11 protein-coding genes are annotated in these 15,131 nt (G+C 71.7%); 6 read left to right on the forward strand and 5 right to left on the reverse strand.

Translation table 11 applies throughout. From position 1 onward, the window contains the following. Positions 1-686: 686 nt before the first annotated feature. The 3 genes from PFX91_RS20605 to PFX91_RS20615 all read right to left on the reverse strand — a co-directional run bounded on the left by PFX91_RS20605 (position 687) and on the right by PFX91_RS20615 (position 5,763). Complete coding sequence (locus PFX91_RS20605; RefSeq protein WP_285734330.1) at positions 687-1,889, reverse strand: cupin domain-containing protein; 1,203 nt, start codon at positions 1,887-1,889, stop codon at positions 687-689. A gap of 233 nt (positions 1,890-2,122) precedes the next feature. Further along, complete coding sequence (locus tag PFX91_RS20610) at positions 2,123-4,225, reverse strand: prolyl oligopeptidase family serine peptidase (protein ID WP_285734331.1); 2,103 nt, start codon at positions 4,223-4,225, stop codon at positions 2,123-2,125. Positions 4,226-4,542: 317 nt separating this feature from the next. Continuing rightward, positions 4,543-5,763, reverse strand: a complete 1,221-nt coding sequence (locus PFX91_RS20615; protein WP_285734363.1) for an ABC transporter ATP-binding protein — start codon at positions 5,761-5,763, stop codon at positions 4,543-4,545. Positions 5,764-6,371: 608 nt separating this feature from the next. Between PFX91_RS20615 and lnt the strand changes: the two genes are divergently transcribed. Together lnt and PFX91_RS20625 are read left to right on the forward strand one after the other, a co-directional pair. Next, entirely contained in the window at positions 6,372-8,066 is a 1,695-nt protein-coding gene (gene lnt / locus PFX91_RS20620) for an apolipoprotein N-acyltransferase (protein WP_285734365.1), read from the forward strand. A gap of 87 nt (positions 8,067-8,153) precedes the next feature. Further along, entirely contained in the window at positions 8,154-8,687 is a 534-nt protein-coding gene (locus tag PFX91_RS20625) for an FxsA family protein (protein WP_285734332.1), read from the forward strand. Between the two features lie 13 nt (positions 8,688-8,700). On the opposite strand, the gene PFX91_RS20630 is transcribed toward PFX91_RS20625, so the two are convergent. Both PFX91_RS20630 and PFX91_RS20635 read right to left on the reverse strand, forming a co-directional pair. Further along, positions 8,701-9,180 carry a nucleoside deaminase gene (locus tag PFX91_RS20630; protein WP_285734334.1) on the reverse strand — a complete coding sequence of 160 codons (480 nt, stop codon included), beginning with the start codon at positions 9,178-9,180 and terminating at the stop codon, positions 8,701-8,703. A 50-nt stretch (positions 9,181-9,230) separates the two neighbouring features. After that, positions 9,231-11,855, reverse strand: a complete 2,625-nt coding sequence (locus PFX91_RS20635) for an HAD-IC family P-type ATPase (protein WP_285734336.1) — start codon at positions 11,853-11,855, stop codon at positions 9,231-9,233. Positions 11,856-12,148: 293 nt separating this feature from the next. On the opposite strand from PFX91_RS20635, the gene PFX91_RS20640 reads away from it, so the two are divergent. The 4 genes from PFX91_RS20640 to mshC all read left to right on the forward strand — a co-directional run. Then, positions 12,149-12,967, forward strand: coding sequence for an NRDE family protein (locus PFX91_RS20640; protein WP_285734338.1), 819 nt, complete (start codon positions 12,149-12,151; stop codon positions 12,965-12,967). A gap of 410 nt (positions 12,968-13,377) precedes the next feature. Further along, positions 13,378-13,587 carry a hypothetical protein gene (locus tag PFX91_RS20645; protein ID WP_285734340.1) on the forward strand — a complete coding sequence of 70 codons (210 nt, stop codon included), beginning with the start codon at positions 13,378-13,380 and terminating at the stop codon, positions 13,585-13,587. A gap of 155 nt (positions 13,588-13,742) precedes the next feature. Further along, entirely contained in the window at positions 13,743-13,931 is a 189-nt protein-coding gene (locus PFX91_RS20650; protein WP_285734342.1) for a hypothetical protein, read from the forward strand. A 106-nt stretch (positions 13,932-14,037) separates the two neighbouring features. Beyond that, the coding region (gene mshC, locus PFX91_RS20655) for a cysteine--1-D-myo-inosityl 2-amino-2-deoxy-alpha-D-glucopyranoside ligase (protein ID WP_285734343.1) at positions 14,038-15,131 on the forward strand (1,094 nt) is incomplete at its 3' end.

The following is a 15,131-nucleotide window of genomic DNA, read 5'->3' on the forward strand; positions in this document are numbered from 1 at the left end:
GATCGTTCCCCGCCCCCGCCTCGGGATCCTGGACGAGGAACGGCAGGTCCGGGCGCTCCCGCCCGGTGAGGGACGGGGCCGCCGCCGGGCGAGGCGGGACCGCGCGAGGCCCATCGGTGGCGGTGGGCGAAGCGGTCCGGCAGGTCGTCGGGGATCGATGAGGAAGACCGGGATCACCGTCGCTGAACGGTGGGGCGGGTGGGGGCGGGGACTTCCGACAGGGGATCTTCGGCGAACACCCGGGCACGTCCGCGCCGACGGTCGAGCACCGGGTGCCCGGCCGTGGCCACCTCTGTGGGACCGCCGGCCGTGTCGGCAGAACGCGGCCGAAGGTGCGGCCGGCCGGGAGCGGGAGGTACCGGGCGGGCTGCCGGGCGGAAGGTCAGGTGTCGACGGGGTTCGACCGAGGACGGGGCGCGACGGTGTCGGGCAGGAGGGTCACGCCGCACAGGGTCGGTGGCGGGGCCCCAGGGCACTGCCACGGGCGGGCGCGGGGTCGGGGGCGGCGTGTCGGGAGGCAGCGGCATTCGTACCCGTGGTCGGTCCCCCTTGTCTTCTTCCGGTGTGCGGACGGGGGCGACGTGGGCACGCAGGCCCGGGGCAGGGCGTTTTGAGGCGCGTTCTGAGGCCGCGACCGGACACCCGTGGTCGGGTGCCCGGACCCGAACCCCGATGCCCCGGGGAGATCAGCGCACCGACACCAGGTGGTGTCGCGAGAGCACGGACACGATCTGCGCCGCGCGACCGGGGTCCACCCCCGCGTGCCGGGCGAGTTCGTCCACGCTCAGCTCCCGGTGCTCGGCGATCGCCTCCAGGACCGGTGCGACCACGGCCGGGAACCGGTAGCGCCGTCCGCCCACCGTGACCGCCACCCGCTCCCCCTCGTGGGACAGCGGCGGTGGCAGGATCGGCACGAACTCCACCCGGGCCTCGGGAGGCGGCGCCCCCTCCTCCACCGGCCACGGCAGCGAGAACGAGGTCCGGCGAGGAAAGCGCGCGTCGCGCTCGGCCAGGAAGTCGTCCAGGTCCTGTTCCTCGGCCAGCTCCGTCATCCGGGCCAGCAGTTCCGCCAGGTGTTTGCGCCCTACCTCCGGTTCGGAGAAACGCGGAAGGTCCCTGCGGAACACCTCCTCCTCGAAGAGCCTCCGCACCAGCGCTTCGGCCCACTCCACGCCGGTCGCCCGGGTGAAACCGAAGGTCAGGTGCATGCTCACCTCGCCGGTGCCGGTCACCGTGTGCCACCAACCGCGGGGCACGTGGATGACCTGGCCGGGCCGCAGCACGCCCTCCCACACCGTGTGCAGTTCGCCGTCGGCGTCGCGTGGTGGTGTGTGGGCGTGGTCCACGTCGTTCTTCATGGGGTACGGCCGCGATCCGGGGCCGTGCACCTGCCAGTGCTTGGTGCCCTCCACCTGCACGATCACGGTGTCGTGGTCGTCCCAGTGAGTGTCGAAACCGCGTGACTCGCCCCAGATCAGGTACAGGTTGGCCTGTGCTCGCTCACGCACCAACCGCATCAGGTCGTCGGCCGCCGCGCCCACCGGTGGGTGCATGCGGTCCAGGCCGTCCAGGACCAGGCTCGCCCCCGTCCGCAGTTCCCGATACAGGGCCTCGGGGCGCACCATCCGCCGCTCGCTCCGGGAGGAGATCACCGGCTCGGTGTAGTGGTCGAGGGGGACCGGGGTCCCGTCCCGGTGCAGGCGCAGTCTCGGCGGCTCGGGGGAACACGTGGCCAGGAGCCGGTTGAGGTCGTCGAAGGTCAGCAGCGAACGTACCGCGTCCACGCCCAGGTCGGCGAAGACGAACTCCTCCGACAGACGTGTGGTCAGGGACTCCCGACCCACGGCGTCGCACAGCGTCCGGGTGAACAGATGGCCGGGATCACTCACGGCGCGTCCTTTCCGTGCGTGGTCAGGGCCCCGCCCGGCCAGGGGGGAACGGGCCGGGCGGGACGTCTGTCAGATGAAGTCGGAGCTGGAGTCGGTGCCGTCGCTGTCACCGCCCGCGGTGATGTCGCGGGAGGTCACCTCCGCCAGGTCCTCGACCTCGACCTCGATCGGGTCCATGGGAACCACACCTCGCTTTCTGTGCGCTGTTCTTCTTGGCAGGACCGCGCTCACGCTCAACGTGCCGACAGTCCCGTTCGATGGGCCGCGAACGCGTGCGCGTCGGCGGCCAGTCCCACCGCCCTGCTGACGGCGCGTGGACCGTGGCCCACATCGCGCTCGTACCGGAGCAGGACCGGTGGGCGTCCCTCCTCCCCAGCCGCGGCCAGCAACGCCGCGCACATCTTGCGCGGGTGGGCGGCGTCGGTGCGGGTGTCACCGTGGAACCCGGTGAGCAGGACACCGGGCAGGCGTCGGCCGGGCGCGTGCACCGCCTCCTCCAGCGCCCGGTGGTAGGGGGAGTAGGACAGCAGGGCGGCGAAGTCCTCGGGGTCGGCCACGGTGCCGAACTCGCGGGTCCACATCCGCCCCAGGCCCATGCGCTCGAACCGGACCATGTCCGCCAGCGGTGCGGAGGCGATCACGGCCTCGCACAGGTCCGGGCGCGCGGTCGCGGCGGCCAGGACGAGCAGTCCGCCGGCCGAGCCGCCCGACAGGCACAGTTGCCGGCGGGTGCAGGCGCCGGAGGCGACCAGGGCGTCCGCCGCGGCCACCAGGTCCTGGACGGCGCGTGGCTTGTTCCGCCGCGCGCCGGCCAGGTGCCACTCACGGCCGGAGTCACCGCCTCCGCGCACGTGGGCGACCGCGTACCGGCCTCCCACGAGCAGCCAGGCCAGTACCGTCGCGCTGAACCCGAACCGTCGAGGGCGTCCGAATCCGCCGTAGGCGTGCAGGATGGTCGGTCCCGGACCGGAAGGCCGAAGGTCCGGTCCCGCGCCGTCGACGGCGGTGAACACCGTCACCGGGACCCGGGTGCCGTCCTCGGAACGGCACCAGAGCACGGTGCGCCTCACGGGCGGGGAGGAGGCGATCCCGCCCGTGTCGGAGGGCCAGGGCCGCGTACCACGCCCGTCGGGCGGCAGACGCAGTACGCGCTGTTGCGTGGCCACGTCCGCGTATCCCAGGTACACCGATCCGTCCGGCCCGGTCACGGGGTCGGAGACCATTCCCTCTCCGGGCAGTTCCACCGCGCGGAGCCGCCGGCCCGTACGGGCGTCATGGACCGCGGCCTCACTGATCCCCAGTCGGGTGCGGCAGACCAGCAGCGCCGGAGTCGCACCGGGACCCTCCGCGCACGGTGCGAAGGCGTCCAGGGTGGCCCCGTTCTCCTCGGGCACCACCTCGCGCCAGTGCTCCACACCCGGCTCCCCGGGGGAGACCACGCAGATCCGTCGCCAGGGCGCGCCCAGGGTGGTACGGAGGTAGAGCAGCCCGTCGGCGCCCAGACGGGCCTCGGTCTCGGCCTCGACGCCCACCTGGACGGGTCTGAGAACGGGACGCTCCGGCGCGGTCCGGTCCAGGTCGGCCAACCACAGGTCCGTGCGGTGCCCGGTGCCGTGGCTCTCGGTCACCAGCAGCCATCTGTCGCCCAGGACCCGCACCCCGGGCACGGTGTCGGGCGCGGTGCAGGCGTGGACGAGTCTTTCGGTCCCGTCCGCGATCCGGCGCAGCCACACACCGCGGACGCCGCGTTCTCCGTCCCGGCGTACGTAGTAGAAGGAGGAGACGCCCTCGGGAACCCACGCCACGTGGGAGTAGCGCACACCCCGCACGGGCGGTCCGACCTGCTCACCGGTGTCGGTCCGCAACACCCGCAGACCGCCGCGCTCCACGCCCCCCGAGGAGGTCTGCACCGCGACCAGGCTCCCGTCCGGCCCGGGTTCCCAGGCGTCCAGGGTGGTGCGTCCGGACGGATCCTCGGCCGCGGGGTCGTACAGGGTGCGCACGGTCCCGTCGTCGGTCAGGGCGACCAGGCGCGGGTGCTCGGTCCCGGCGGGGCGCACGGTGGCGAACGCGGTTCCGGCTCGGTGGACGGGCGGACTCCACAGGTCGGTCTCCACCAGGGAACGGATCAGCGTGGCCAGGCGTTCGCGCAGGGGCCAGGTGGCGGCCTCGCGCTCGTACTCGCTGCTCCGCTCCTCCAGCCACCGCAGGGTCCGGGGGGATTCGGCGGCCTCCAACCACCGGTAGGGATCGGCGACGGGTCGACCATGCAGTGTGTCGATGACGGGTGCCGGCTCGGGGGCGAGGGCGGCTCCGTGGGCTCGATTACGCACCATCACATCGTTGGGGTGCGTTGAGCCGAGGGTCAAGGAAGAGATGCCTCACCCTCGGCGATATGACTGTGACCCTGGAGGAAGGTTTGTCGTCGTGACCCTGCACGAACGCCCCTGCTCCAGGGTGCGCGCACGCGCCCTTCCGGGGCCGAGGGAAAGGGAGGGGCGGGGTCGGTCGGGCGCCGAGGCGGAAGGGCGCGAGAGAGGAGAGGGTCTTCTGGGTTCCCGCGGTGGACGTCGTGGTCCACGCCGGTACCGGAAGGCCCTCGCCGCCGGTGTGCGGGCGGGGCGGGCGTCACCGCCCTCCCCGCCCGCCGCCCTCAGGAGTTGTCCGGGTGGCCGATGGCCAGGCCCGTCTCCTGGTCGAAGAAGTGCAGTTGGCTGACGTCGACCGACAGGCTGATCAGGCGGCCCGGACGCACGTCGCTGCGGGGGCTCACGCGGGCGGTGAACAGCGACTTGCCGCCGCCCAGCGGCAGGGACGCCTCGTCCGAGTCCCCCTCCTCGCCCGCGGCGTCCTTGGCCAGGGCCGCCGCGTCCTCGTGGCGTACCGGTGGGGCGTCCACGGTGAAGATCACGTTGATCTCGGTGCCCAGCTCCTCGGTCACCCCCGCGGTCACCTGGATGCGCGGATCGCCGTTGCCGTCGAGCTCGGCGTCGTTGAAGTCCGAGGGGCGGATACCCAGGATGAGGCTACGGCCCAGGTACTCGCGCAGCTTCGGACGCGAGTCCAGGACGCTCACCGGGACGGGGAGCTTGTGCTCGGCGAAGGTGAGCACCGCGCCGTCCCCCTCACGGACCAGCTCGGCGTCGACGAAGTTCATCGCCGGAGACCCGATGAACCCGGCCACGAACAGGTTGACGGGGGAGTCGAACAGGCGCTTGGGGGTGTCCACCTGCTGGAGACGACCGTCGCGCAGCACCGCGACCCGGTCGCCGAGGGTCATCGCCTCGATCTGGTCGTGGGTGACGTAGACGGTGGTCACGCCCAGACGATCGTGGAGCTGGTTGAGGGAGGCGCGCATCTGCACACGCAGCTTGGCGTCCAGGTTGGACAGCGGCTCGTCCATGAGGAACGCGCGCGGCTCGCGCACGATCGCACGGCCCATGGCCACACGCTGGCGCTGGCCACCGGAGAGCGCGCCCGGCTTGCGCTTGAGGTAGGGCTCCAGACCGAGCATCTCGGCCGCCTCCTTCACGCGCCGGGCGATCTCGGGCTTGGCGACCTTGCGCAGCTTCAGGCCGAAGGCCAGGTTCTGCTCGACGGTCATGTGCGGGTAGAGCGCGTAGTTCTGGAAGACCATCGCGATGTCGCGGTCCTTGGGCGGACGGTCGTTGACGATCTCGTCGCCGATGACCAGCGTGCCCGCCGAGATCTCCTCCAGTCCGGCGATCATGCGCAGGGCGGTGGACTTACCGCAGCCCGAGGGGCCGACGAGCACCATGAACTCGCCGTCCTCGATCTTCAGATTCAGGTTGTCCACGGCCTTGACATCGCCGCCGTAGATCTTGTCGACGCCCTCAAGGACGATCTCCGCCATGGTCATCAGCTCCTGGGTCGGGTCGTGGAAAAGGCGACACGGATCCGGTGGGACCCTCGCCACGCCTTCCGATGCTTTCGAACTTGATCGAAATGAGTTGTTCTACTGATCACATCAGACACGATCTTGATCAGAAAGTCCATACTCGCGTCGGTGTCGATCTGATGGAGGTCGGCCGTCCACCCCGTCGACCCGGCTGGCGTGGCGGCCCCAGGTGCGTTAGCCTGTCCGACGGTTCATCACTTTCTTCCCTCCGGGCCCTCGGGCCGGCGGCCACGACACGGCAGCCGGGTTGAGGCATCGGGTCGGGGAGTCTGGGTAACCTAACGACCAGTCCAGCACTGGACGGACCGGTTATGCGGCCCCCACTCGTCCGATCGGACGCTGCATCACGCGCCAGGTGCAGCCGGGATCGGGTGAGGGGCGGAGCACCGTGACCGGGCGGGGGGTTGGACCCGGAAAAGGCCCGAACATCCAGTAGACAACGGTCTTCCGAGCTCGCCGCCGACGGGACGGAGCCGGTCCGAAGGGTGGCACGGGCCTTTTCCGCGTCCCCCCATATGCTGATCGCGAGCACTTCACCGGTCAGCGGAAAGCGAGCATCCCACGTGGTCGCCGAGCACACCGATCAGGGCCATGCCCCCGGCCCCGACAGGCCCTCGCCGGAACCGGCGGCAGGGGAGCGTGCGGTGGCCCCGGCGCGCTCCCACGTCCTCGCACCGGGACACCGGTGGGGTCGGGCCGACATGCCGTGGCGCGTCCTGGCCGCGGCCGGATCGGGGCTGGCCCAACTCCTGGCGCTGCCGCCGTACGGCCTGTGGTGGCTGGGACCGCTCAGCGCCGCCCTGCTCGCCTTCGCCGTCGCCGGGGCCCGCGTGCGCGACGCCGCCTGGCTCGGCGCCCTGTCCGGGGCCGCGCTCATGGTGCCGTTGGTGCGCTGGCAGGACATCTTCGGCATCGACGTGTGGCTGGCCATCGCGGCCGCCGAGACCGTGTACTTCCTTCCCATGGCGATGGGGCTGGCTCTGGTCATGAGGCTGCCCGGGTGGCCGGTGTGGACCGCGGCCCTGTGGGTGCTCCAGGAGGCGGTGCGCGCCCGTTGGCCCCTGGGGGGCTTCCCCTGGGGCAAGCTCGCCTTCGCCCAACCCGACACACCCTTCGTGGGCTACGCGGCACTGGGATCCTCGGCGCTGGTCTCCTTCACCGTCGCCCTCACCGGCGGGTTGCTGTTGTGGAGCGCGCTGCGCGCGTTCCACGCCCTCCGCCCCGGGCCAGGGGGCCCCGACGCCCCCGAGCGCGGCCGTGACGCCGGTGCCCTGGCACGGGCCGCCGTCGGTCTGGCGGTCGCCGCCGCGGTCGTCGCGGGAGGCCTCCTGGCTCCGGCGATCGGCCGCCCGACGGCCACGGGCACCGTCACGGTCGGCATGGTCCAGGGCAACGTGCCCAACGTCGGTGAGATGTCCATCCTCGGTGAGCGCATGCAGGTCCTGGACAACCACGCCCGGGGAGTACACGAGCTCGCCGCCGCGGTCCGGGCCGGCGAGTACCCTCGGCCCGACATGGTGCTGCTGCCCGAGAACGCCAGCGACATCGACCCCTTCCGTGATCCCGTGGCGTGGGAGATCATCGACGACGCCGCGACCGAGGCGGGCGTGCCGCTGTTGTGGGGGATGAGCCGCTTCAACGACGACGGCACCCGCCACGTCAGCAGTGTGGTCTGGGAGCCCGGGGAGGGGCCGGGACAGATCTACGACAAGCGCTACCTCGTGCCCTTCGGGGAGTACATCCCCTACCGCGACTTCTTCACGCGCTTCGTGGACCGCTTGCAGCAGGTCGGCTCCGACGCCGTCCCCGGCACCGAGCCCGGTGCTCTGGAGGTGGGAGGGAACACGGTGGGCGTCGGTATCTGTTTCGACGTGGCCTTCGACCCTCCGGTGCGCGAGGCGGTGGCCGCCGGCGGCGAGATCATCGTGATCCCCACCAACAACGCCAACTACAACTTCACCGGTCAGACCGACCAGCAGTTGGCCATCACGCGGCTGCGCGCCGTGGAGCACGGACGCCCGGCGGTGGTCGTCTCGACCAGCGGCGTCAGCGCGGTGGTCGCCCCGGACGGGACCCTCGACCACACCTCCGAGGAGGGCGTGGCCGACGTCCACGTCGCGCGACTGCGGACCATGGAGGGCACGACCGTCGCCACCCGACTCGGTGCCGCTCCCGAGGCCCTGCTCGGCCTGGTGGGGGCGGCCTCGGTCGCCGCCGCCGTGCTGCTCGGCCGGAGAGGAAGGACCCGGCGCGCCTGAGCGCGGGGGAACCTCCGGGCCCTCGTGAGCGTTCCTCCAAGGGAAAGGACTCCCGTTTTCGGCCGACGACCCTGAGGATGGTTCCGCATGCCACTGCTGACCGTGTCGGCGCTGATGGCGCTGCCCTTCGTGGAAGTGTGGCTGATGATCGTGGTCGGCGGCTGGATCGGTGTGCCGTGGACGTTGGCGGCCCTGGTCTCGTCGATGATCCTGGGCGTGGCCGTGCTACGCCGGGCCGGCACCCGGGCCTTCCGGGACGCGGACCGGGCCATGAGCTCGGGAGAGCCGCCGCGCGGAGGCCTCCTCGACCCGCTCATGCTCATGGCGGGCGGCGTCCTGCTCGTCGTCCCCGGGTTCGTCACGGCCGTGCTGGGCCTGTTGATGGTGTTGCCCTTCACCCGCCCCCTGCTGCGCTGGGCGTTCGCCGGCTGGGCCCGGCGACGTGTACGACGGATGCAGGACAGGATGCAGGAGGAGTTCGTCGTCAGGGGCGCCACCGTGCCGGGACCCGACACCCACACCGGGGCGGGGGGCTTCGGCCCCCGCCCCGGCACCGACGACACCTCATCGCCCGCCCGGGGCCGTGTCATCCAGGCCCGCTTCGAGCCCGAGGAGGAGTGACCCGGTCCCGGGGTCATCCCCGGCCGTGGAAGCGGGCCTGGAGGGCGCGCACCTCCTGGGCCAGGAAGTCCACCGGACCTTCCACGGTGACTCCGGGCACGACCTCGTTGATCGGCAGGGCCCGCACCGGAGCCGGAGGCAGGCCCCACTCCTTCGACCACGAGACCAGTTGAGCCGAGGAACTGGCGTACACGATCCGCCCCAGACCCGCCCAGCCGTGCGCGGCCGCGCACATGGGACAGTGTTCGCCGGAGGTGTAGACGGTCGCCTCCGCGCGTTCCTCCGGGCTCATGTGGTTCGCGGACCACCGGGCGATCGCGAACTCCGGATGCCGGGTGCCGTCGCCGCCGGCGACGTGGTTGTGGTCCTCGAAGAGGACCTCGCCGTCCGCGCCCACCAGTACCGAACCGAACGGTTCGTCCCCCTTCTCCAGCGCCACGGCGGCCAACTCCACCGCGCGCCGCAGGTGCCGTAGGTCGGTCTCGTCCACCATGTCTCCTCGTCTCCTCCCCACGTGTTCGCGCGGGCCCGGGGCCCGCGGTCTCAGACCGGTGCGAAGGTGCGACTCTCGGAGTCCTCCTCAGGCCGCCCGGTCTGCGGGGCCCGGCGGGAACGGGCGGTCATCCGGTCGTCCACCACACGGATCACCGTGATCGCCGCGATCGCCGCACAGGCCACCGCCAGGGCGGTGAGCACCTTGGTCGGATCGCTCACGTCCAGGTCGAAGAACCACCGCCCCAGTGGCGTCACCATGGCCAACGTCAACAGACTCACCATGGAACCCACCAGCAGTATCTTCCACCACACGTAGGGTCTGGCCACCAGAAGCAGGACCCACAACGTCGTCGCGCACAACGTGATCACCACCGCGGTGCGGTCCGCCGGTTCGGGGACCGTCCGCCCGCCCAACACCAGCAGATAGGTGGTCACGGCCGCGAACCCGGCCACCAGACCGGAGGGGATCGCCAGCCGCAGCGTCCGCAGCACGAACCCCGGACGGACGATGTCGGTGTTGGGCGCCAGCGCCAGGAAGAACGACGGGATGCCGAAGGTCACGGCGTTGATCAGTGTCGCGTGGCGCGGGAAGAACGGGTAGGCCACCGCGAGCAGTCCCACGACCGTGGCCAGCGTCATCGTGTACACGGTCTTGGTCAGGAACAGGCCGGCCACCCGCTCGATGTTGCCGATCACCCGACGCCCCTCGGCTACGACGCGCGGCAACACCGCGAAGCGGTCGTCGAGCAGCACGAGCTGGGCCACCGAACGCGACGCCGGACTTCCCGAGCCCATCGCCACGCCGATGTCGGCCTCCTTCAGGGCCAGCACGTCGTTGACGCCGTCACCGGTCATCGCCACCGTGTGCCCGCGCCCGCGCAGACCTTTGACCATGTCGCGCTTGTGTTCGGGGCCGACCCTGCCGAACACCGCGTGCTCCTCCACCGTGCGGGCGAGCTCGCCGTCATCCTCGGGCAGTCTCCGCGCGTCCACCGGTCGCTCCGATCCAGGCAAACGCAGTTCACGGCCCACGGCGCCCACCGACGCCGCGTGGTCGCCCGAGACGATCTTGACCTCCACCCCCTGCTCGGCGAAGTAGTCCAGTGTCGGACCGGCGTCCGCGCGCACCTTCTGGTCCAGCACCACCAGGGACACGGGCACCACCGTCCCCGGGGCGTCCTCGGAGTCCACCCGGACCGAGGCACGGGCCAGCAACAACACCCGGTGGCCCTGGGCCCCCAGACGCGCGGCCTCCTCCGACGCGGGGTCCCCGGGCGCGGCCAGGACGTCGGCCGCTCCCAGAACCCAGTGCTCCTCGCCCCCCGGGGCCGCGAAGCTCGCCCCGCTCCATTTGCGGGCGGAGGAGAACGGGGCCAGCGCCGTCACGGACCAGTCCGGTGCGGCCTGGCCCATGGCCTCACATCCCCGGGCGATCGCCGCCATGCTCGCGTTGTGGTCGGGGTCGACGGCGGCCAGCGCGGCCAGGACGCGGGCCGGCGCCGGCCCGTCGCCGTACCCGCCCAGATCCCGGACCTCGGCCAACTTCATGCCCGCTTCGGTCAGCGTGCCGGTCTTGTCGGTGCAGACCACGTCCACGCGCGCCAGGCCCTCGATCGCCGGCAGCTCCTGCACCAGGCAGTTGTGCCGCCCCAACCGGACCACCCCGACCGCGAACGCGATGCTGGTGAGCAGGATCAGCCCCTCGGGGATCATCGACACCAGGGCCGCCACCATGCCGCGCAGCGCGTCCGCCAGCGGGCCGGAGAGCTGTCCGCCCGCGGTCGGATCCTCCAGGCTCACGTGTCCGCCCATGAACAGCTGGCTGTAGATCAGAAGCCCCCCGATGGGGAACAGGGCGTAGGTGATCCAGGTCAGGATCCTGTCGATGCCCGAACGCAGTTCCGAGTGCACGAGCGAGAACCGGCTCGCCTCCTCGGCCAGACGTGCCGCGTAGGCGTGCCTTCCCACCTTGGTGGCCCGGAACCGGCCGGTGCCCGCCACCACGAAGCTGCCCGACATCACCGTGTCCCCGGCGAGCTTGACCACCGGGTCGGCCTCGCCGGTCAGCAACGACTCGTCGACCTCCAACCCGCCCGCCCGGGTGACCGTGCCGTCGACCACGATCTGGTCGCCCACGCCCACCTCCAGGATCTCGTCCAGAACGATCTCCTGAGTGGCCACTCGGGTGACGGCTCCGTCACGCAACACCCGAGGGCGCGCGGCGTTGACGATGGCGAGCCTGTCCAAGGTGCGCTTGGCCCGCAGTTCCTGCACGATGCCGATGAGCGTGTTGATGAGGATGACCATCGCGAACAGCCCGTCCTGCACCGGGCCGATCACGGCGATGATGGAGAACAGCACCGCGATCATCGCGTTGATACGGGTGAACACGTTCGCGCGGACGATCTGGGCGACGGTCCGACCGGCGCGTACCGGCACGTCGTTGCTCCGGCCGGTGGCGACACGCTCGGCGACCTCGTCACTGCTCAGCCCCGCCTCGTCGGAGGGATCGTGTGGTCCGGGCCTGTCGTCCAGGGCGCTTCGTGCGGCGCCGACGTCGGAAGGCGGGGGCTCGGCGTCCGCGGAGGGGTCCATGACGGTCGGGGCGGCCCCCTGGGTTCCGTCCGCGGTGCTCTGCGCACCGCCCTCGGGCCGGTCGGATCGTTCGGGCACGCACACTCCTGATGGTGACGAAAGGTCGGGATCGGTCCGGGGCCGCGACGCAGGCGTCCGACCGGCACGATCGAACCGGACCGGGGGAGGGAGGAACAAAGCCTAGAAGACTCCTGCCATGAGCGGGGCGGGACCGCCCCCTGATCGGTGTGGTGGGCGCGTCACACCGGGGCGCTCCCGCTTCCGACCATGGCCCGGGGCGGTGGAGTCCGGGTACCGTTGCGTTCGACCCCTCGTCCTCGGCGCCCGGCACCCGGACAGCGCTCTCCGACAGAACCACAGCAAAGGTCCTCATGTGCACCGTCATCGTCGGCTTCGACCCCGGCGCGGACACGCCCCTGGTCATCGCGGCGATCAGGGACGAGATGTCCTCGCGCCCCTGGGACTGGCCCGCGTACCACTGGCCGGAGCGGCCCGGCCTCATCGGCGGTCGTGACCGCCTGGCCGGAGGCACGTGGTTGGCGGTCGACCCCGTTCGGGTCCGTGCGGCCGCGCTGCTCAACGGATGGCCCTGGGACGGGCGTATGCCCTGGGAGGGCGCCTACCCGGCCAGCAGGGGAGAGCTGCCGCTGCGCGCTCTGGCCCAAGCGGGCAGAAGACCCGAGAGGGACCCGTTGCACGGGGAGGACCCCACCCTGTACGCGCCCTTCCACCTGTTGGACGCCGACGCGCACAGGGTCGGTCTGCACAGCTGGGACGGTCGGTGCCTGGACGTTCGGACCCTTCCGGTCGGGGTGAGCGTCGTGGTCAACACCGGATGGGACCCCGACGACCCCCGGGCCGCCCGCCACGCGCCGAGATTCGCCGGAACCCGCCCGGATCCGACCGACCTGGCCCGCGCCGAGAACGTGGAGGAGGTGTGGGGGCGGTGGCCGGAACTGATCACCGAGGCGGCCCGTTCCGCACCACGTTCGGCGGGCGTCGACGACTCGGGCGACCCCACGGGCCTGATCGCCCGTGCGGACCTGGGAGAGGGCAGGATCTGGGCCACCGGTTCGGTGACCCTGCTTGCCATGGCCCGTGAGACCGTGCGCTACGCCTTCACCGACGCCCCGGCCGACCCGGAGGCGTGGCGGATGATCGACCTGTCCTCACGGGAGGACGCCGCCTGAGACCGCGGTGACGGGTCGTCGTCCGTGCGTCCACGGCACACCGTGGTGGGTCGCTCTGTGATCGGGCACGACCGACGCCCCCCCCACGGGCGATTGACCAGGGCGCACGCTCCCCGTCGACGATCCGGCGGGCGCCCTCGGAAGCGGCGTGAGGAGACGTGTCCGTCGGATGGGCGACGCCGGCGCCCCGATGTCGTGCATTCCCGAGCGGGACCACGGGTAGAGGAGCAGGAACACCGTGACGGCGCACCTCACCGGTACCCGCTGACCTGGGAGGTGGCGAAAGGATTCTGGAACCGTGCCGTAGGCGTGAGACGGGATCGTGTTCACGGTGAGCCCGGGACGTGGAGTGCTCGTCACACCGTGACCCGGGGACCCCTTGCCAGTCCACCCACCCCGAAGGGCCGCCCATGAGCTTCATCACCGTTCACGACCAGGAACTCTTCGACGCCCGAGCCGCGTCCGCGCGGGCCGCCCGCCGTGACACGTCCCGGGCGCGGTGGCGTCTGCGCGCCGACCACGCCGACATCCTCGAGTTCGGTGCGCCCCAGAGCCCCGAACTGGCACGTGTGCGCCAAGAGCTCGACCTGCTGGAGATCGCCGCCGACGCCCGGCCCTGACCCTCGATCCGCGATGTGCCTCCCCGGCCCCCGGACCCGGCCCGTGACGATCGACACCGGTGTCAACCCCCAAAGTGACCGAAGCGTCCCTGAGAGGGACGGCGCACCGGCCGTCGGGCCCGCGTGGCGACACGCGTTCATGGCAGGGGGCGAAGATGGAGGGCCGAAACGGCGGTCTGATGGAGAGCGGAGCGTACTGGCTCCTCTACGTGGTCTCGGTCAGCGGTGCACTGCTGCACTGGCGGCTGGGCAACGAGGGGATGGCCGCGGTGTGCGCGACCGCGGCGGTGTTCGGCGCGATACTCATCGGCAGGAGGCGCCGCGACGTCGCCGCGCCCCGGTGAATCCGCCCCGGTGAACTATTCCCTCCGTGCGTGGGGCGAGGATCACGTAGGACGGGTGCCCTCCCTTGGAGGTCACCCGCGCGGCCGGGCGGATAGTCTTCCCGGTATGCGTTCATGGTCTGCGCCTGACATCGTCCCCCTGCCGGGTACCGGCGGTCCCCTCCGAGTCCACGACACCGTCACCGGTCGGATGCGGACGACGACGCCGGGTCCCAAGGCGGGGATGTACGCCTGTGGGATCACTCCCTACGACGCCACCCACATCGGCCACGCCTTCACCTATCTCGCCTTCGACCTGGTCAACCGGGTGTGGCGCGACGCCGGGCACGAGGTCGACTACGTGCAGAACATCACCGACATCGACGATCCGCTGTTGGAACGGGCGGAGGCCACCGGCGTCGACTGGCGTGACCTGGCCCATCGAGAGATCGACGTGTTCCGCGAGGACATGGCCGCTCTGCGGATCATCCCCCCGACCTCCTACGTGGGCGTGGTGGAGTCGATCGACCTCATCAGCGAACTCGCCGCGCGCATCCGCGACATCGGTGCCGCCTACGAGCTCGACGGCGACCTGTACTTCTCCGTCGCCGAGGCCCCCGCGTTCGGCGAGGTCGGCAACCTGGACCGCGGTCGCATGCTGGAGCTCTTCGGTGAGCGCGGGGGCGACCCCGGGCGCGCCGACAAGAAGGACCCGCTGGACTGGTTGTTGTGGCGCGCCGAACGGCCGGGCGAGCCCGCCTGGGACAGCCCGTTGGGCCGAGGCCGTCCTGGTTGGCACATCGAGTGCAGCGCCATCGCCCTGGACCGGCTCGGTCCCGCCTTCGACCTCAACGGCGGCGGCGACGACCTCATCTTCCCCCACCACGAGATGGGCGCGGCCGAGACCCGGTGTGTCACGGGCGGACCCAACGCCCAGAACCACCTGCATGTGGGCATGGTCGGTCTGAACGGCGAGAAGATGTCCAAGTCCCTGGGCAACCTGGTGTTCGTTTCCAGGCTGCGCGCGCAGGGCGTGGACCCGTCCCTGATCCGCCTGGCCATGCTCGCCCACCACTATCGTGCGTCGTGGGAGTGGACCGACGCCGAACTGCCGGCCGCCACGGCCCGCGCCGAGCGCTGGCGGGCCGCCCTGGCACTGGGGGCCGGCCCCGACGCGGCCCCGTTGCTGGCCGCGGTGCGCGCGGCCCTGGCCGAGGACCT

It is taken from the genome of Nocardiopsis sp. ATB16-24 (assembly GCF_030271535.1).
In the GTDB taxonomy this organism is placed as follows: Bacteria; Actinomycetota; Actinomycetes; order Streptosporangiales; family Streptosporangiaceae; genus Nocardiopsis.